The organism is Acinetobacter tjernbergiae DSM 14971 = CIP 107465 (genome assembly GCF_000374425.1).
GTDB lineage: Bacteria > Pseudomonadota > Gammaproteobacteria > Pseudomonadales > Moraxellaceae > Acinetobacter > Acinetobacter tjernbergiae.
In genome coordinates, this window is record NZ_KB894361.1 from 69,759 (window position 1) to 87,446 (window position 17,688).

At 39.6% G+C, this 17,688-nt stretch carries 20 protein-coding genes and 2 tRNA genes; 14 read left to right on the forward strand and 8 right to left on the reverse strand.

Annotation, left to right across the window (positions count from 1 at the left end):
* Positions 1–36: 36 nt before the first annotated feature.
* From C502_RS0108325 to C502_RS0108335, 3 genes are read right to left on the reverse strand one after another with little or no spacing between them, the layout of a single operon-like run.
* Positions 37–630: a PIN domain-containing protein gene (locus C502_RS0108325; protein ID WP_018678379.1), complete on the reverse strand. Its 594-nt coding sequence runs from the start codon at positions 628–630 to the stop codon at positions 37–39.
* Positions 623–937: an STAS-like domain-containing protein gene (locus C502_RS0108330; RefSeq protein WP_018678380.1), complete on the reverse strand. Its 315-nt coding sequence runs from the start codon at positions 935–937 to the stop codon at positions 623–625. Before C502_RS0108330 ends, C502_RS0108325 begins: the two co-directional genes overlap by 8 nt.
* Before the next feature lie 18 nt (positions 938–955).
* Positions 956–1,915, reverse strand: a complete 960-nt coding sequence (locus C502_RS0108335; RefSeq protein WP_018678381.1) for a hypothetical protein — start codon at positions 1,913–1,915, stop codon at positions 956–958.
* Positions 1,916–2,149: 234 nt separating this feature from the next.
* Here C502_RS0108335 and C502_RS18825 point away from each other — a divergent pair, with 234 nt between their 5' ends.
* Positions 2,150–2,293, forward strand: a complete 144-nt coding sequence (locus tag C502_RS18825) for a zinc ribbon-containing protein (protein WP_018678382.1) — start codon at positions 2,150–2,152, stop codon at positions 2,291–2,293.
* Between the two features lie 126 nt (positions 2,294–2,419).
* Entirely contained in the window at positions 2,420–2,998 is a 579-nt protein-coding gene (locus C502_RS0108345) for a DUF4126 domain-containing protein (RefSeq protein ID WP_018678383.1), read from the forward strand.
* A 65-nt stretch (positions 2,999–3,063) separates the two neighbouring features.
* Here the strand turns inward: C502_RS0108345 and C502_RS0108350 are convergent, their stop codons facing one another.
* Positions 3,064–3,423 (reverse strand): DUF962 domain-containing protein, encoded by a 360-nt coding sequence (locus tag C502_RS0108350; protein WP_018678384.1) that lies wholly within the window; start codon positions 3,421–3,423, stop codon positions 3,064–3,066.
* Positions 3,424–3,491: 68 nt separating this feature from the next.
* Here C502_RS0108350 and C502_RS0108355 point away from each other — a divergent pair, with 68 nt between their 5' ends.
* The 6 genes from C502_RS0108355 (at position 3,492) to C502_RS0108385 (ending at position 8,447) form a co-directional block, all read left to right on the forward strand.
* Entirely contained in the window at positions 3,492–4,292 is an 801-nt protein-coding gene (locus C502_RS0108355) for a helix-turn-helix transcriptional regulator (RefSeq protein ID WP_018678385.1), read from the forward strand.
* A 120-nt stretch (positions 4,293–4,412) separates the two neighbouring features.
* Positions 4,413–5,300: a DMT family transporter gene (locus C502_RS0108360; RefSeq protein ID WP_018678386.1), complete on the forward strand. Its 888-nt coding sequence runs from the start codon at positions 4,413–4,415 to the stop codon at positions 5,298–5,300.
* Positions 5,301–5,861: 561 nt separating this feature from the next.
* Positions 5,862–6,314: a hypothetical protein gene (locus C502_RS0108370; RefSeq protein ID WP_018678388.1), complete on the forward strand. Its 453-nt coding sequence runs from the start codon at positions 5,862–5,864 to the stop codon at positions 6,312–6,314.
* A gap of 185 nt (positions 6,315–6,499) precedes the next feature.
* Positions 6,500–7,165 carry an RluA family pseudouridine synthase gene (locus C502_RS0108375; protein ID WP_026315772.1) on the forward strand — a complete coding sequence of 222 codons (666 nt, stop codon included), beginning with the start codon at positions 6,500–6,502 and terminating at the stop codon, positions 7,163–7,165.
* Positions 7,166–7,243: 78 nt separating this feature from the next.
* A complete protein-coding gene (locus C502_RS0108380) occupies positions 7,244–7,993 on the forward strand; it encodes a hypothetical protein (protein WP_018678390.1) in 750 nt (249 codons plus the stop codon).
* Between the two features lie 85 nt (positions 7,994–8,078).
* Positions 8,079–8,447: a ribonuclease E inhibitor RraB gene (locus C502_RS0108385; protein WP_018678391.1), complete on the forward strand. Its 369-nt coding sequence runs from the start codon at positions 8,079–8,081 to the stop codon at positions 8,445–8,447.
* A gap of 58 nt (positions 8,448–8,505) precedes the next feature.
* On the opposite strand, the gene C502_RS0108390 is transcribed toward C502_RS0108385, so the two are convergent.
* A complete protein-coding gene (locus C502_RS0108390) occupies positions 8,506–10,596 on the reverse strand; it encodes a TonB-dependent receptor (RefSeq protein ID WP_023274517.1) in 2,091 nt (696 codons plus the stop codon).
* A gap of 75 nt (positions 10,597–10,671) precedes the next feature.
* On the opposite strand from C502_RS0108390, the gene C502_RS0108395 reads away from it, so the two are divergent.
* Entirely contained in the window at positions 10,672–11,820 is a 1,149-nt protein-coding gene (locus C502_RS0108395; protein ID WP_018678393.1) for a DUF1624 domain-containing protein, read from the forward strand.
* Positions 11,821–11,865: 45 nt separating this feature from the next.
* Here C502_RS0108395 and C502_RS0108400 read toward each other — a convergent pair whose 3' ends face one another.
* Positions 11,866–12,333, reverse strand: coding sequence for an Lrp/AsnC ligand binding domain-containing protein (locus C502_RS0108400; RefSeq protein WP_018678394.1), 468 nt, complete (start codon positions 12,331–12,333; stop codon positions 11,866–11,868).
* A gap of 136 nt (positions 12,334–12,469) precedes the next feature.
* Here C502_RS0108400 and C502_RS0108405 point away from each other — a divergent pair, with 136 nt between their 5' ends.
* The 4 genes from C502_RS0108405 (at position 12,470) to C502_RS0108420 (ending at position 16,852) form a co-directional block, all read left to right on the forward strand.
* Positions 12,470–13,726 (forward strand): D-amino acid dehydrogenase, encoded by a 1,257-nt coding sequence (locus C502_RS0108405; RefSeq protein ID WP_018678395.1) that lies wholly within the window; start codon positions 12,470–12,472, stop codon positions 13,724–13,726.
* A 24-nt stretch (positions 13,727–13,750) separates the two neighbouring features.
* A complete protein-coding gene (gene alr, locus C502_RS0108410; protein ID WP_018678396.1) occupies positions 13,751–14,854 on the forward strand; it encodes an alanine racemase in 1,104 nt (367 codons plus the stop codon).
* A gap of 10 nt (positions 14,855–14,864) precedes the next feature.
* Positions 14,865–15,224, forward strand: a complete 360-nt coding sequence (locus tag C502_RS0108415) for a RidA family protein (protein WP_018678397.1) — start codon at positions 14,865–14,867, stop codon at positions 15,222–15,224.
* 191 nt (positions 15,225–15,415) lie between these two features.
* Positions 15,416–16,852, forward strand: a complete 1,437-nt coding sequence (locus tag C502_RS0108420; protein ID WP_018678398.1) for an amino acid permease — start codon at positions 15,416–15,418, stop codon at positions 16,850–16,852.
* Positions 16,853–16,989: 137 nt separating this feature from the next.
* Here C502_RS0108420 and C502_RS0108425 read toward each other — a convergent pair.
* Both C502_RS0108425 and C502_RS0108430 read right to left on the reverse strand, forming a co-directional pair.
* A tRNA-Gly gene (locus tag C502_RS0108425) sits at positions 16,990–17,065 on the reverse strand.
* Positions 17,066–17,106: 41 nt separating this feature from the next.
* A tRNA-Gly gene (locus C502_RS0108430) sits at positions 17,107–17,179 on the reverse strand.
* A 191-nt stretch (positions 17,180–17,370) separates the two neighbouring features.
* Here C502_RS0108430 and C502_RS0108435 point away from each other — a divergent pair.
* Complete coding sequence (locus tag C502_RS0108435) at positions 17,371–17,679, forward strand: BolA family protein (RefSeq protein ID WP_018678399.1); 309 nt, start codon at positions 17,371–17,373, stop codon at positions 17,677–17,679.
* Positions 17,680–17,688 lie beyond the last annotated feature (9 nt).

Genomic DNA, 17,688 nt, shown 5'->3' on the forward strand with positions numbered 1-17,688 from the left:
TATATAAATATTAGTAGCACTCTACAAAATTTAAAACTATTTTACTAAAACTTTCCTATTCGCTGTAAAAAATTGATCTATTTCGGCAGAAGCCATATCTATATCATCTGAAACAAGCATCCTTATATTATGTGCCTTCATAAAATGAATAAAAAGAGCATCATATGAATCGAGAACAGAGGTGGATAGGAAGTTGTGTGTAGCATTGATAGTTTCATTATCAATTTCTAATTTCAAACACTCTGACATTGAACTTATAGCTTTCCAAGCAGTATCGATTTCTTTAATTACATTCTTTCGCTCTGTTGGAATACTTCGAAATTCCTTTTTTGTTATTTTTGCTATTGCAGAGTGTTTACTTAAATATTCCTCATATTCAGCAGTTTCAATAATATTGGCTAATTCCGTGTAAGTAAGTGGGCAATGAAAGATTTTTGCTCCTTCATCCTGTATCTTTTCTACAAAATTCGGATAAATTCTAAGCTGATAAGGAGCTGGTTTTCTTGTACTGTAGAATTTTTTTGAACCACAATAAGTAAGCCAATACCATACATTTGTATCTAAAAAATATTGATCTTCTTGATCTGGGGTAGTACGCGATATATCAAAAATTTCAGATGTTTTACTCACTCTTATTTTCCTTTTCAGAGTAAAAGCTAAGAGCATTTGATATTACAAGGTTAAGTAGTTCTTTACCTGTATCATTTAAATTTGTTGGCTCCATATAAATCAATAACTCATCAATTGTTATATCTTTAAGTAGATGACCAATTGCAGCATTAAAAAATGGAGATGCAAATAAAGAAACGTCTTTAAAATCTAGTATAGTTTTTTGTTTTTCCATTATATTTTCAATTAAAATTTGATAGATTTTATCTCCCTTCTGCATGGAAATAGCATTTCTACCAGTTAGGTCGTATACCTTTATTGTATTCATTCGTCATATCCTAATAATTTACTGATAAAAAGAGTTTTTCTGAGGTTGTTCTGAGGAAAAACAGTAATTTTTTCCATCACAATTTATAGTGATACTTACAAAGGTACCTGGAAAAAAATCTGCAAGTTTTGTAACTTTATATTCGCCAGATTGATCTGTACATACTTTAACTCTATTACTATAAATTCGTAGTTCACCTTTGTTTACACTAACAAATTGTCTTAATAGTTCGAACCCTAGGCCTCTAGCCAAATTGTAATTAGAACTATCAGTATTCGTTGAATTACCTTGTTTTAGCGCCCAAGTCATTGCCTCTATATCATCTTTAATATCTGTACATTTAATTACATTATGAACAATCCCAGGACCAAAATCTAAGACACTTATATGAAGTTTTTTATTTTTTTTGTCGTATTCACCGCAACTATAAATTTTCAACTTTGAATTAAGTTGTTTTGATACTCCATGGCCATAAGCATTCATAAATATTTCAAGAATTCTACTAATAATTGCTTGTTTCAATTTGTCACTTAACTTTAGTTTATCATCAGATAACCATTCACTTTCTAAATGTTCAGCTAATGCTCCATCATCAAGTGTTATATCATGTTCACGATAACCAATATACTCTCCCTTGGGATAGGGTTTTTCTTTTACATCAATGGGTGAAAAATAACTTAAAAAATTATTTCCGATAAGGTTGTCGGATACAACAGAAGACATACTCTCAACGAGAAATTTGCATCCAATGTAAGGAATTTTCTTCTTCAGTAGATCGGTTGAGGTTAGTTTCTGATTGGCAATGTATCGGCTTAAACCCCCAAGTAGGACAACCCCATTGTGTGAAATTTTTGAGCAATGTTTAAAATCAAATAAAAAATAGTCCACTGGATCATTACAAATTTCTTGGAATATTTTGAGAATACACTCAAATCCTGCCTCATCACTTTTAATTGTTGGAATTTCAATAATACTCATAGTCAGTACTTTAAAGAAAACATTTAAAATGTTATTGGTTTTTATTTATAAGTCAAATAATTAGATCTAAAAAATATTTTAAATATTAGAAATTAAACAGAAGCATAAGAATTTGAGAATATTGGGCTGTTATTTTGCCAAATTGCCATCACTACCCGTCAGAAAGGTCAATAAACAATCAGCATTATCACGTTATAGTATATGTACCATTTCTAAAATCTATGGAGAACAAAGATGGTTACTGCTGGCGAAAGACCTGGAACTGGCTTCTATTTTTGTATTCAGTGCGGACATCGCGCTTATTTAGAAATTGGTACTGATCGTTTACCTCCGTGTACCAAATGCCTTGGCAATCAATTCAACAGTAAGAATGCCTAAGCCGCAAACAGCAAACAGTTACCCACTGTTTTGAATAAAAGCCCTATCACTCGATAGGGCTTTTTTGTTCGTTTAAAATATGAAATAACAACATAGATTCATTAAGCAAAAATAAGGAAAACCAACATGGAAACAATATTGGGACTTTGTATCGGTGTAGGGTTAAGCGCAGCCTGTGGTTTCCGTGTCTTTGTGCCTTTATTGGTGATGAGTATTGCAACTTTGTTGGGTTGGTATGAACCTGCCAAAGGCTTTGAATGGTTAGCCATTCCATCTGTATGCGCTGCACTTGGATTTGCAACCCTCTGTGAAATCGCAGCCTACTATGTGCCGTGGGTGGATAATCTATTGGATACGATTGCCACACCTGCCGCCGTCGTTGCAGGTACACTGAGTACAATGGCAGTCAGTAGTGGGGAAATGTCACAGTTTGCGATGTGGGCAGCCGCACTGATTGTGGGTGGTGGGACGGCAGGCATCGTGCAAATGAGTACCGTGGCTGCACGTGGTGTCTCGACCGCAACTACAGGTGGATTGGGTAATTTTGTTGTGGCGACAGGTGAGTTGATTGGCTCGATTATATTGTCGATCTTGGCATTTGTGATGCCTGTGGTGATGACGGTATTTGTGATTATTCTGGTGATTGTGGTCGCACGTTGGGTTCACTCAAAACGCCAACAAAAAATCAGCCATTCAACATCGTAAGTTTTTAAATTTAGTGGAATCAGGAAACTTAGACCTAATTTTATAATCTAAGTTTCCTATGTGTATTACCACTTTACACGTTTTAATAAGATGTCTTTATACATAATAAAATCGCAGGCGAGGCTAAAGAATGGCTGCTTAAATGTCGCAGGTTTATTATGTTCATAAAAGAAATGACCCACCCACGCAAAGCCATATCCAACCACAGGTAAAGCCCAAAGTAATTTGGCATTTCCAGTTGCAACAGATGCAGCAGCGATACCAATCACGCAGCTTGTTCCTACGAAATGCAGACGACGACAAGTCGCATTTTCATGTTGCGAAAGATAAAAAGGATAAAATTCAGCAAGGGTTTTATAACGGATATCACTGGCTTCCATCTGCACAGTATTGTTTTTTATCAGTTCTTGAGTATTGTGAGACATACGACTATTCCTTTCGTTTAAAGTCGTCTTCATTTTGAACACTCCACCCGAAATGGTCTTGAACGAATATGCTATCTCAACACACGGAATTAGACTCGACCACATCGCATAAAAGCTTGGTCTATGCGTGGGAGGGCGTGATTGTTTATGTGACTCAAGATCATTTGAATAAAGCACACGCGCATTTTCCAGCACTATTACAAATCGGTTTGGGCACTGCTTTCGCATTGGCTGTTGAAGGTCAACCTGCTCGCTATCATGAAGTTGTGGTGATGGCACCCAATATAAGCCACAGTACCGATTCACAGAATCAACCTTATATTGCGATTTTGATTGACCCTGATCATGGGCTTTACGCTTATCTGCATCCTTTATTGAATGGACAAGCATTTTGTTCTTTGCCTGCTGCTCGACTTGAATCATTTCAAAGTCAATTTCAGCAGTTGATGACCGCCCAACTCAGCTTAGAGCAAGTGAAGCAGTTGCTGATAGAAGTGTTATTAGTACTCAATCCTCAGCCATTAATGGCTTTGCCGCGGGATCAACGGATTCAGCGGGCATGTGAATACATCAAATGGTGTGTGCCCCATCAGATCCCAACCATCGCAGATGTTGCGCTACAGGTGGGATTATCAGAGTCACGTCTGATGCATTTGTTTAGTCAGCAACTTGGGCTTTCAATGCGGCAATATATCTTGTGGCTGCGTATTCGATATGCCATCAAACTGTGGATGGAGGGTAAAACTTTGATTGAGATAGCGGTTGAATCAGGTTTTTCAGATCAAGCCCATTTCACCCGAACTTTACGCCGTATGGTAGATTTTGCCCCATCGATGTTAAAAGCCAATACCGTTTTTATGAGTGCTTGATGATTTAAGTACAAAGCACTTTTTCACGTTGCAAAGAATCTATTTTTTCCGAAGCAATGCTCGAAAAATCACAATGAAGCGAGTAAATTACACACACATTTTGATGGTGCGTTGGCGTTTATGGCTTTTACTTGGATTCTATTCACGATCATGGCTGCATTTATGCAGGCATGGCGCAATGCATTTCAAAAACAACTCAGCACCACTGTTGATGCGTATGGCACAACACTGGCTCGATTTATCTTTGCTCCAATTTTTGCCTTTAGCTATTTAGCATTTCTTTATCTACATCAACCTGTCACTGCTCAAGTACATTTCTCCAATACATTTTGGTTGTATGTGGTGGTCGCAGGGATCAGCCAAATTTTTGCAACTGCTTTGATGGTGAAATTATTTCAACAAAAGAACTATGCGATTGGCATTGGACTGGCTAAAAGCGAAGCGATTTTGGCTGCCTTGATTGCCGTCGCATTCTTGCAAGAACGGTTGACCACTTGGGGTTGGGTCGGGGTGATGATTGGTGCAGTTGCCGTTTTTTTACTGAGTAAAGGTCGGCATAGTACGCAACTTTCATTCAATACCTTAATGATTGGTTTAGGCAGTGGTTTATGTTTTGCGATTACCTCGTTACTGGTACGTGAAGCCAGCTTAGAGTTGAGCATGTTGCCCTTTTTGCATCGTGCAGGATGGGTGCTATGTAGCTTGATTAGTTTTCAGTGCATTGTGCTATTACTGTACTTGGGTATTTTTAGTCGTCAAACGCTGTATAACATGTGGCAACGTCTTGGGCTGACGTTTCGGGTGAGTGTTTGCAGCTTTTTAGCATCTGTTGGATGGTTCAGTGCCATGAGTATGCAAACTGTGGCGATTGTCAAAACACTGGGTCAGGTTGAAATTTTATTTAGTTTACTGATCTCAGCATTTTTCTTTAAAGAAAAGCTCGCTAAAACAGATCATTTAGGTTTATGGCTGGTGATTGTGGCAGCAATTATGGTCATCTGGGCTTAAATTTAGAGCCTAAATGAAAAAATACACATATAAATTTGAATATATTGAAATTTAAATCAGCTATTTTTTCTTGAAGTGGGAAATAATTCTAATTATAAAACATGGTATGCAAAATTATTTCATTAGTGGCAAAAAATGTCGATTTTTAGGAAAACAATCCCATACTGATGTGCCTAAACTATGTCTCAAGGGTGTGAAAGGGATCGAAAAGAGCAGCATGCACCGATGCTTATCAAGCAAGTGTGTACGTACCCAAAAGGTCTCGATTCGGCTTAGGACGCTATAGATCAAAAGTTTATAGGCGAAGGTTATGGCTTACAAAGTCATAGGTGTTGAAGTAAACAACAAGTTTTCCCTGGACACCCTAAAAAATTTATTATTAACAGAATATGACCCATCAGATATAAATAATAAAAACCTGATCAATAAATTTAAATATAAGTGTGAGATATGTCTAACTATCTTGGTTTTTTGAATATAATCTCCTATTTTTATAATAAAAAACAAAATGATATAATTGAAACTATAAAATTGATCATATTGGAAGAGGTCATAAAAATAATGAAAGAATTCGATCTTAAAATACGTTATCCGCATCAAACTAATCGAAATGAAGCTGATCATTTGGGTGCTTTTGATTTAGAGACGATCGTTACTCGGTTCGACGAAATGGGATGGCGACTACAAATGGTTCGTCAACTACAATTGGATGGTGCAAGCACCAGTTTTATTGTACGAGATGACTACACTGAACAAACTCTACGCATCACGATAGATGCTTTTTCACAAACGCAGCAGCTTGAATTTAAATTAGAAAGTGATATTCCTGTATTTATTCCGAAAAAAGATTTATTCGGATTGGTGACACGTAAGAGCAAAGACACGATTTCTTTTAATCACTTAACCTTGAGTCGTGCCAAAGAATATTTGATTACTTTTTTAAATCGAGACATTGCAACTTTAGAGCAGCTTTATAAAGACAGTTTAAATAAAACCATTAAAACAGCATCATAAGAAATAGATATTAGGGTTAATGTCGAAACAATAACAATCTAAAAGGCAACGACATTAACTCGAAACATGCTTAATTATATTTAAAGGAATAAAATAATTTCTCGGTCTTGTGTGTGATCTCTAAATTCGTTTTTGGTTTAGAAGTCGCTATAATTGCCGCGCTTTATTCAATTTGTTTATTTCCCATGCCCTTAAATGACAATTTTATCTATATGCCACCACAAGATCCGCTTGAGATCATGTATGAAGATGAAGACTTGGTGGTGGTGAATAAGCCAGCTGGTTTATTGTCGGTGATGGGGCGTTTGCCAGAACATCAAGATAGTGCCTATTTGCGTGTGTTAGACCAACATCCAACTGCAAAAGTGACGCATCGTTTAGATATGGCAACGTCGGGTTTGCTTATGTTCGCCAAGCATCGTGATGCAGAGGTGGCAGTGAGTAAAATGTTCCAAGCACGAACTGTAAAGAAGTACTATGTTGCTTTGGTACAGGGGCAGATTCAGGCGGAAGGGAGTGTGGATGTCCCATTGATTACGGATTGGGAAAATCGACCACGTCAGATAGTGCATTTTGAATTAGGTAAGCATGCTAAAACCTTATTTCAACGGATGCAATATGATGCTGAAACCGATCAAAGCCGAGTGCGTTTAGAGCCTGTAACGGGTCGATCTCATCAGCTTCGTGTGCATATGATGCACATTGGTCATCCGATTATGGGAGATAAGTTGTATCATCCTGAACCAGCCCAATTTTATTTAAAACGTATGGCACTACATGCAGCCTATCTTGCATTTAAACATCCACTTCAAGATAAGCACTTAGAGATACAGTCGAAGATTCCCTTCTAATATTTTAAGCTGACTGCTATGTTTTAGCGAATAAGCTGCTTAAAATATCTGCAATACGGATACCACAAGAGAATAAAGATGCATTTGCTTCAAGCAATCGTGGTTGGGGTTTTGGGCAGTTTCTCATTATCAGCATGGGCATGCTCTGATTTGCCGAATATTTGTGAAATGAATGCACAGCACCATCAACAAATGCAAGATTATGGTCGTGAAGCGGCTGAAGCATATTATTGGCAGCAACAAGAACAATATGAAGCACAAGCATCATACCCTGATTATTCTAGTGATGATCCCATGCAAACTAGACTTCAAGTTGCAACAGGAATGCTTGATTTAACTGCACAAAAAAACCAGCAAGCAGTGACATTGACACAAGATCCTCGCTATGACCGTTATATCAATGGTGGTTGGGATTTTTTTCAAGACAACCAAAATCCTAAAAAAGGGGAATATTGTGCAGCTTTCTTTTGGAAGAAAGAGAGTTTAATTAAAGTTTCAGGGCCAGGGGGCGAGTACCAAGGTGCGATACTCACGTTTTGGGGCGAAAATATCCCACAGCCAAAGAAAACGGAAACAATTCAAGTCACGTTAAAACAGAGTACAGGTGAAGCGCAGACAGTTCGGGTATTTAATTATAAATTACCAAACTATCAATATGCTGCGATCAGTTTTGCGATACCAAGTGCACAAGCCTTGTTTGATAATATGTTAGAAAAAGAGCACTTTATCATTGAAAAAGATGGCAAAAAAATTGTAGAAGCAGAATGGCAAGATGGTTTAAAAGCACGCGACCAATTAAAAAATTGTGTTACAGGAAATAAAATTTAATCTAGAGTTAAGGTCTAAAAACTGACATAAAAATAGGTTAATCTATAGCCAATCATGAAATCAAAACATAACAAAGGATATTTATATGACTCGCGACTACGAGCAATTTCCAGAAAATGATAATGGCAATGTCTTATGGCAGATGGTTGAAGATGGCAATGACTTGAGTGAGCCGCACGAGGTCGAATTTTCAATTGTGTTTGAGAAACAAGAACAAGTTGAAAAATGTGCCTTGCACCTGTTACATCAAGAGCAAAAAATTTCGCTGTATCAAGAAGAACTACATTCTGATGGATCGGATATGTGGGTACTCAATATCCATATCAATATGATGCTTGAGTATGAAGATATTGCCGATTTGGAAGAGTGGATGACGCGTATTGCACAAGAATTTGATGGTGAATACGATGGTTGGGGTTGTATGAGCTATATCTATGACGATGAAGCTGAATAACTTTAATATTGAAACCTTCAGCCTGTACCAAGCAGGCTGAAGGCTGAAGGCTGTTGGATTAGAATTTAAACTGTGCTGAAACTGAAGCATTGATCGGTTCGCCAGGTTGAATCCATAGCTCACTATAACTAGAAAGATAATAGATTTTATCCAACAGATTATTGAGATTGAACTGATAGCGTAAGCGATCTGAAGGGGCGTAATACGCATTTAAATTGACCAAAGTATAGCTCGGCAAATTAAAACCATTGTCTGAATTATGTCCACTACGTTGCCCAACATAACTGATGTTTGCGCCTACACCTGCTTTCGTTGAGCCTTGTTGTAAAAACTCATAATTGCTCGTCATCGAAGCTTGGTGCTGAGGAATATTACTAAGTCGAGACCCCTTGGCTAAGTCTTGGTCTTTTTCAATCTTGGCATCGGTGTAGCTATAATTGGCATTGAATGACCATTGATCATTGAACTGACGATTAAAATCGAACTCGATGCCTTGGCTACTCACTTCTCCCGCAGCCGTTTGAAAATTTGCATCAATTGGGTCTGTGGTCAGGACATTCTGTTTTTGCATTTTAAACAATGCAACACTGGCTAAACTTTGGTCATCGATTTGATATTTACTCCCGATCTCATAGCTTCGTCCTTTTTCAGGGGCAAAATTTCCTCCATTACGGTTCATGCCACTATTCATGGCAAATGAATGACCATAGTTTGTATAAAATGCCCATTGATCTGATACTTTGAAATTAATCCCAACACGTGGGCTGGCTTGGTGCAAGGTTTGACTATGCTGAGCTTGGGTTCGATGATTTTCAAAATTTTGCTCAACCTGATCGAAACGTGAACCGAGCAACACACTCCATTGATCATTGAAAAAGATCTGATCTTGCAGATTGAGGGCGAAATAGCGTTGGCGTTCATCTGTATCCGTAAAGGGGGCGAGACTTGGAAGATATTGCGCATAAATCGGATGGTAAATGTTGATGGTATTTGGATTGCTTGCGCTGTGATTACGACGTTGTTGGTACTGGCGATAATCCAGTTGCCCAATTTCACTGGACACTAAAAGTTCATGCCTTGCCCATGAGTGTTCTAATTTGCCCAGTAGTTCAGTTTGCAACAGTAGGTCTTCACTTTGATAATTACGATAACGACGCTGACGCTCTAACGTTTGTCCATCGGCTTGTATACGGCGTGGTTCGGTAGAGAAGCCAACCAGTTGCGCGTCTTTATAACTGAGTGCGCTGTTTAGTGTCCACGTATCATTGAACGTGTGATTTAGACGAAATTGATAGAAATGATCTTTCACTCGCATGTCACCATCATTTGGTTCACCTGTGAATGTTTTGGGGTTCATCACAAATTTTTTCTGAAAGGTGCTGACACCACGATCAAAAGTACCCCGTTGTTGAGTCAATTCACTATCAAAATCAAGTTGAGTTTGATCTGAGATTTTCCATGTCAGTTGGGGTGAAAAAAACCAGCGTTCACTACTCACATTTTCTCGGAAGCTTTGGTTGTCCTCATGGGCGATGGCGAAACGGTAAGCAAGTTCATCATTGATGGGAGCGGTGTGTTCGACACTGATACGGTATTTTTCAAGGCTGTTTGCACGTAAATTCACTTCATTTTCGCTTTGCCATTGTGGTTTTTTACTATTCAGATTGAGTAATCCCCCTGTTTCTCCACGACCGTATAAAGCTGCCATTGGGCCTTTTAAGAAATCGAGGGATTCGATATTGACCATATCTTTAGGTGCGCTAATGCCACGATTGACACTTAAACCATTGCGGATCATGGCTGCTCCCCAATTTGGATCTGTACTAAACCCTCGTATTGAGTAGTTATCCCAAAAACCTCCACCTAAGCTATTTTGGTGAAAGACCCCACTGACCAGTGTTAATGCATCATCAATCCGTTGTACATCCTGTTGTTCGAGTTGCTGTTTTGACAGGAATGAACGGCTAAAGGGGACATCGACTACATCATGAGAGAACTTCGTGGTTGCAGGACTTGTTTCATGACTGGGTTGTGTCGCATCTGCTTGAATATGGATGGTAGCGAGTGCAGCAGTTTTATCTTCTGCCCACGCCATAGTGGAAATAAAACCAAGCCCCAAACATGAGCATAATCCGAATTTGTATTGCATAAATGATCAGCCAAATAAAGACAAAATAGATTTTATGTAATAATATAACATTACATTAATTTGTTTATTTTTACTATGCGAGTCGAAAAAAATACGCAACGTTTACAGTCGATAGATGCATTACGTGGTTTGGTTATTCTGATTATGTTGCTCGATCATGTGAGGGAAACCTTTTATCTGCATAAGCAGGTCAGTGACCCGATGGACATCGTCATGACCGAACCTGCATTGTTTGGAAGTCGATTATTGGCACATCTCTGTGCGCCTGTTTTTGTACTGCTAACGGGTATTTCAGCATTTTTGTTTTATTCAAAGACGCAAAGCGTGCAGCAAACGCGAACTTTTTTATTCAAACGTGGTTTATTTCTGATTGGGCTTGAGCTGACGTTGGTTAATTTTGCTTGGACTGCAACTTTTCCACCTGAGGTCATCTATCTGCAAGTCATTTGGGCAATTGGCGTGAGCATGTTGGCTTTGGCAGCATGTATTAGCTTGCCTTTACCGATAATTGTGCTGAGTGCATGTGCAATTATTTTTGGGCATAACTTACTGGACTCGGTTCATTTTGCCGAAGGAAGTTGGATGCAGACACTTTGGCTGATCTTACATGAACGTGGTTGGATGGAGTTTTCTGGGATTAAATTGCGAAGTTCTTATCCCGTTTTACCGTGGATCGGCGTGATTTTGTTAGGTTTTGCTTTGGGACATTTTTTCAGTCAAAAATATACGGCAAAACAAAGAAATACCTACTTGGTTTCAATTGCTATGTTCAGTATCGGTTTGTTTATTGTACTACGTTTGATCAATATCTATGGCGATCAGCCTTGGCAGCACTTTGACGCATTTTCACTAAGCCTCATGAGCTTTTTTAATTTGACCAAATATCCACCGTCATTGCTTTTTATTTTATGGAATGTTGGTGTTGGGCTGATTATTTTGGTGCTGTTTGAGCGTTGGCAGCAACAACAATGGTTTAGACCACTGGTTGTATTTGGTTCTGTGCCAATGTTCTTTTATCTCTTGCATTTATATGTCTTGAAACTGCTGTATGTGCTTGCAGTGAATATCTGGGGTCTCAATCATGGACACTATTTTTCTGTCGACCATGTGTGGATGATGTGGCTGATGAGTATTGCACTGTCTTTTGCACTTTATCCTGCAGTGCAATGGTTCTCAAATTTTAAGCATCAAAATAAACAGATTTCGATCTTAAAATATTTTTAGCTCTTCTGACTTTAGCTCTAAAGTACGCTCTGAACCATGCGTACTTTATTTGCTGACATCAAGGTATAAGCCTTCTTTGACTTCCTCCATCACCACATAGCTATGTGACGAGGCCGAGGCAGGCAGTTTTTTAAGTAGATCACCCAATAAACGTCGATAAGCACTCATTTCTTTCAGTCTGGCTTTGACTAAATAATCAAACTCACCTGAGATCAGATGGCATTCTAGCACTTCAGGAATATCAACCAGATCACGTGCAACCTGATCAAAAACATCGCCAGATTTGGCTGAAAGCTTAATTTCTAAAAATACTAAAAGGCTACGATCAACATAGGCAGGATTGAGGCGCGCGTAATAACCCATGATGATGCCTTCACGCTCTAAGCGTTTAACACGTTCTGAACACGGGGTGGTGGACAAATTGACACGTAAAGCCAGCTCACTAATCGCAATCCGACCCTCACGCTGCAAAATGTCTAAAATCAGGCGATCAATACGGTCTAATTTACGCATAGATTATTTCCTTTTATTTCACTTTTTTCACGACGAAAACATGAAATTACCTAGATTATAAGCCTAAAAATAGTGAAAAAAACTATTGATGCAAAAATATACTAGTTAAATAAACTAGTGTGTGTGAGGGACTATTATGCGCGTCATCGTCTTAGGAAGTGGTGTGATTGGTGTAGCAAGTGCTTATTACCTTGCGCAACAAGGGGCTCAAGTGACTGTGCTTGATCGTCAGTCAGGACCTGCTAAAGAAACCAGCTTTGGCAATGCAGGGCAAATTTCTCCGGGGTATTCGACACCATGGGCAGCGCCCGGCATTCCTTTTAAAGCGGTTAAATGGATGTTCCAACATCACGCACCACTAGCTATTAATATTGACGGCAGTATGTGGCAGTTACAGTGGATGGCTCAAATGCTGAAAAACTGTAATCCACAAAGCTATGCTGTAAATAAAGAACGTATGATGCGCGTCGCGGAATATAGCCGTGACTGTCTACGTGATTTAAGAACAAAAACAGGAATTAACTACGAAAATCGTTCAAGCGGTACGCTGCAAGTCTTCCGTAATGAAGCTCAACTTGAAGCGGTGCAACGGGATATTCAAGTACTTAAAGAATGTGGTGTGGATTTCGATTTACTCAATGCACAAGAGTTGGCACGTGTAGAGCCTGCTTTAGCTCACACCGATCAGTTGGTTGGTGGTCTGCATTTACCCAATGATGAGACAGGCGACTGTTATTTATTCACCAATGCTTTGGCAAAACTCGCACAAGATTTAGGTGTGGAGTTTAAGTTCGATCAGCATGTTGAAAACTTAATTGTTGAAGGCGATGAAATCAAAGGCGTCATGGTCAATGGTGCTGTATTGACCGCTGACCGGTTTGTACTAGCTTTTGGGAGTTATTCTCGTGATTTCCTCAAACCATTGGCACTGAATTTACCTGTATATCCAGTCAAAGGCTATTCATTAACAATCCCAATTGTTGATCCAGCGCTCGCACCACAATCCACCGTATTAGATGAAACCTACAAAGTTGCGATTACACGTTTTGATCAACGTATTCGTGTCGGTGGTATGGCGGAGTTGAGTGGTTTTAATCTGGGTTTGAATGAAGACCGTCGTGCCACTTTAGAAATGGTGACTCAAGGCTTATTCCCTGGTGGCGATTTACAACAGGCTTCGTTCTGGACAGGTTTACGTCCAATGACACCAGATAGCACTCCAATTATTGGTGCAACGCAGTATAAGAACCTATTTTTAAATACTGGGCATGGCACTTTAGGTTGGACGATGGCATGTGGTTCAGGAAAGTTGATCAGCGATCTTGTGCTGAATCATCGCCCAGATATTAGTACCGATGGTTTGTCCATTCAGCGTTATTCACACGCAGCATAATTACAGCGTACAAGGAAGTTTATTATGCCTCGCCCTATTACCGCCGTTATTCATACTCAGGCATTGCGCCAAAACTTGGAGGTGGTGAGAAAATCAGTACCTACAAGTCAAGTCTTTGCTGTGGTCAAGGCGAATGCCTATGGGCATGGTATTGAACGTGTGTATGAATCATTTAAAAGTGCAGATGGATTTGCTTTACTGGATATTGAAGAAGCAAAACGACTGCGTGCGTTAGGTTGGACTGGACCAATTCTGTTGCTTGAAGGGATTTTTTCTCCTCAAGACTTATTTGATTGTGTTCAGTACCAACTCAGTTTCACTGTTCATAACGAACAGCAAGTGGAATGGGTACAGCAGCATATTTACCCTGCACAGTTTGATATTTTTCTAAAAATGAATAGTGGAATGAATCGCTTGGGTTTCAAACCACAACAGTATTTTAAGACTTGGCAACATCTCAAGCGTCTAAATTCGGTCGCCAAAATAACGCATATGATGCATTTCTCTGATGCGGATGGAGACCGATTAGGGCAGACAGGTATTGATTATCAACTCGCTGAATTTGAGGTGATGCTTCAAGGCTTAGCAGGCGAAAGATCTGTTTGTAATAGTGCTGCTATTTTACGTTACAAAGCCCATGTCCAGTCTGATGTCGTTCGAGCAGGCATCATGTTGTACGGAAGTTCTCCCGATTATCCTAAGCATAGCATTCAAGACTGGGGGCTTGCCCCAACCATGAGTCTACGCAGCGAAATTATCGCGATCCAACAACTTAACCCGAACGAAAGTGTGGGCTATGGCTCAAATTTTATTGCTGAACAGCCAATCAAAGTTGGAATCGTGGCTTGCGGTTATGCCGATGGTTATCAGCGAATCTCTCCAACAGGGACACCGATCTTGGTCAATGGCATTCGGACCCGAACCATTGGTCGAGTCAGTATGGACATGCTCGCTGTTGATTTAACACCCGTTCCCAACGCTGAACTTGGCAGTGAAGTGGTGCTTTGGGGCAAGTCGAGTACAGGAATTGTTTTAGCAATTGATGACGTTGCCGCAGCTTCAGGCACTGTCGGTTATGAACTGATGTGTGGGGTTACTGCACGTGTCAACTTTAAGAGTCAGGAATAAGGAAATAACCATGTCACATTCAGATATTCAAAAGATTAACAGTAGTGAAGTCATGAGCGCTGTCACTGTCTTTAATCAAGTGGTGTATTTATCAGGACAAGTCCCTAAGAATGCAGATTTAGATATTGAAGGACAAACGAAAGATATTCTTGCAACGATCGAACAATTACTTGCTCTAGCAAAGAGTGATAAATCGCGTTTACTTTCAGTCCAGCTTTTTCTCAAAGACCTTGCGGATTTTCCTACGGTCAATGCGATCTATGTGGATTGGTTAAAAGACTGCGTTGCACCATCGCGTGCAACCATTCAAGCGGATTTGGTCAATCCAAAATGGTTGATTGAAATTGCAGTGATTGCAGCACAAAAATAAAGCCATGGGCTTTATTTTTGTTTAAACAGGATTAAAAACAAGAAAAGTAACGTATTTGCAATCACTCAAACGGTTTCAGATATGTACTTTCGAGTAATCAAAATGAATTCGTCATTTAAAAAAGACCGCGAGATAAGCGTATAAATTAGCGACGGATTCATTTTAGGAAGTAGTAAAAAGGAACTTTTATTATGACGGTGATTCAAAATCAGTCAGAAGGCGAACAAGCGCCTCAAGACTTACAACGGAAACTTTCCAATCGCCATTTGCAATTGATTGCAATCGGCGGTGCGATTGGTACAGGACTCTTTATGGGTTCAGGCAAAACCATCTCCCTCGCAGGCCCCTCCATTCTGTTCATTTATATGATTATTGGAGGAATGTTCTTTTTCCTGATGCGTGCATTAGGAGAGCTATTACTCGCAAATTTACAGTACAAATCTTTCGTGGATATGGCACATGACCTGATTGGCCCATGGGCAGGCTATTATTTGGGTTGGACCTATTGGCTCGGTTGGGTTTTGGTCGGGATAGCAGACTTGGCTGCGGTGATTAACTATCTGGGCTTTTGGCTGCCCGAAGGTATGACCTTTACACCAGTCGGACAGGCGATGATTAGTGCAGCTTGTGTCTTATTCGTCTTGGCTTTGAATTTGCTTACAGTCAAATTATTTGGTGAAGTCGAGTTTTGGTTTGCCTTAATTAAGATTTTGGCAATTATGGGATTAATTGCGGTGGGTGGTTATATGATTTTCAGTCATTTTACCGCACCGCATGGCACAGTTGCCTCATTCAGCAATATTTGGTCGCATGGGGGTATGTTCCCGAAAGGTGTCGATGGTTTCTTGGCAGGTTTCCAAATTGCAGTTTTTGCCTTTGTGGGTATCGAGTTGATTGGAACGACTGCTGCTGAAACTAAAGATCCACATAAGAACTTACCGAAAGCAATTAATGCGATTCCCATTCGTATCATTCTATTCTATGTATTGGCTTTACTGGTCGTGATGTCTGTGACGCCGTGGGATCATATTCGTGCGGATAAAAGTCCGTTTGTTGAATTGTTCTTAAATGCAGGAATTGTCACCTCAGCGATTATCATGAATCTTGTGGTGTTATCGTCGGTGATGTCATCCATGAATAGTGGGGTGTTCTCGACCAGTCGGATGCTGTTTGGTTTATCTAAAGATGGTCAGGCTCCGAATGCTTTTGGTCGCTTATCAAAAAGTGCTGTTCCAGCCAATGGTTTAATTTTCTCTTGTGTTTTCATTATGGGGGGTGCGGTACTGCAATACTTCGTTCCCAATACGATTGAAGCGTTCACTTTAGCAAGCTCTCTATGTGTGATTCTATTTATCAGTGTATGGAGTCTGATTATGGTGTGCTATATCCGCTATCGTAAGTTACGCCCAGAATTACATGCTCAATCGACCTTTAAAATGCCGGGTGGGGTATTCATGTCTTACGTCGTGATCGCCTTCCTGATGTTTACTTTAGTGATTTTGGCACTTGAACCCGATACATTGAAAGCCTTGTATGTCAGCCCCGTTTGGATTGTGATTTTAAGTGTGACCTATCGTGTGCTGTATAAACCAAGAATGCGCCGATTACAGGAAAAGTCTGGTGCTTAGTTTGATATGTTGGTTTAAATAAAAACACAGGTGTTTCTATGCAGATGGAAACACCTTTTTTATTGTCGTTATTGATGATTGCTTAAATTTAGGCAAGAAAAAAACCCTAATCTTTCGATTAGGGTTTTTTTTGAATCTGGAGCGGGAAAGGAGACTCGAACTCCCGACCCCAACCTTGGCAAGGTTATGCTCTACCAACTGAGCTATTCCCGCTTATCGAGCAGTTTTTACTAAAACTTACACTAAAAAATTTGAGCGGGAAAGGAGACTCGAACTCCCGACCCCAACCTTGGCAAGGTTATGCTCTACCAACTGAGCTATTCCCGCATGCCGTGTATAATACATTATGCAAAAATAGGGTCAATAATTTTATGCAAAGAAAATGATTAATTGCATAAAATAAAAGCATTTCTGCGCTTTTAAAAAGCGGAAAGGCAAAATTTTGTACAAAATTTTCTCTAGAGGTCGGGTCATGTATACTAATGGGCTATCTCAATCTGACCTTAATAGAGTGACTGATGAACTTAGAACAACAGTTGATTGAACGTTTGCAAACTTTAGCACCTACCCATCTTGAAGTTATCAATGAGTCGGCAGGGCATGGTGGTTATTTTCCTGGTAAAGAATCACACTTTAAAGTGATTGTAGTGAGTGATGAATTTCAGGGCTTACGTTTGGTACAGCGTCATCAAAAAATCTATGCTGTTGCGACTGAGTTAATGAATCCTGGGAAAATCCATGCTTTAGCGATTCATGCTTATGTGGCAAGTGAATGGCAAGGGCAAGCACCTGCAAGTCCTGAATGCGCGCATGCACCTAAAAGTTAAGGATTGATC

Coding starts and splice junctions, on each gene's coding strand:
- C502_RS0108330 (WP_018678380.1), bottom strand. CDS start 937: ATGAATACAATAAAGGTATACGACCTAACTGGTAGAAATGCTATTTCC.
- C502_RS0108335 (WP_018678381.1), bottom strand. CDS start 1,915: ATGAGTATTATTGAAATTCCAACAATTAAAAGTGATGAGGCAGGATTT.
- C502_RS18825 (WP_018678382.1), top strand. CDS start 2,150: ATGGTTACTGCTGGCGAAAGACCTGGAACTGGCTTCTATTTTTGTATT.
- C502_RS0108345 (WP_018678383.1), top strand. CDS start 2,420: ATGGAAACAATATTGGGACTTTGTATCGGTGTAGGGTTAAGCGCAGCC.
- C502_RS0108350 (WP_018678384.1), bottom strand. CDS start 3,423: ATGTCTCACAATACTCAAGAACTGATAAAAAACAATACTGTGCAGATG.
- C502_RS0108355 (WP_018678385.1), top strand. CDS start 3,492: ATGCTATCTCAACACACGGAATTAGACTCGACCACATCGCATAAAAGC.
- C502_RS0108360 (WP_018678386.1), top strand. CDS start 4,413: ATGGCTTTTACTTGGATTCTATTCACGATCATGGCTGCATTTATGCAG.
- C502_RS0108370 (WP_018678388.1), top strand. CDS start 5,862: ATGAAAGAATTCGATCTTAAAATACGTTATCCGCATCAAACTAATCGA.
- C502_RS0108375 (WP_026315772.1), top strand. CDS start 6,500: ATGCCCTTAAATGACAATTTTATCTATATGCCACCACAAGATCCGCTT.
- C502_RS0108380 (WP_018678390.1), top strand. CDS start 7,244: ATGCATTTGCTTCAAGCAATCGTGGTTGGGGTTTTGGGCAGTTTCTCA.
- C502_RS0108385 (WP_018678391.1), top strand. CDS start 8,079: ATGACTCGCGACTACGAGCAATTTCCAGAAAATGATAATGGCAATGTC.
- C502_RS0108390 (WP_023274517.1), bottom strand. CDS start 10,596: ATGCAATACAAATTCGGATTATGCTCATGTTTGGGGCTTGGTTTTATT.
- C502_RS0108395 (WP_018678393.1), top strand. CDS start 10,672: ATGCGAGTCGAAAAAAATACGCAACGTTTACAGTCGATAGATGCATTA.
- C502_RS0108400 (WP_018678394.1), bottom strand. CDS start 12,333: ATGCGTAAATTAGACCGTATTGATCGCCTGATTTTAGACATTTTGCAG.
- C502_RS0108405 (WP_018678395.1), top strand. CDS start 12,470: ATGCGCGTCATCGTCTTAGGAAGTGGTGTGATTGGTGTAGCAAGTGCT.
- alr (WP_018678396.1), top strand. CDS start 13,751: ATGCCTCGCCCTATTACCGCCGTTATTCATACTCAGGCATTGCGCCAA.
- C502_RS0108415 (WP_018678397.1), top strand. CDS start 14,865: ATGTCACATTCAGATATTCAAAAGATTAACAGTAGTGAAGTCATGAGC.
- C502_RS0108420 (WP_018678398.1), top strand. CDS start 15,416: ATGACGGTGATTCAAAATCAGTCAGAAGGCGAACAAGCGCCTCAAGAC.
- C502_RS0108435 (WP_018678399.1), top strand. CDS start 17,371: ATGAACTTAGAACAACAGTTGATTGAACGTTTGCAAACTTTAGCACCT.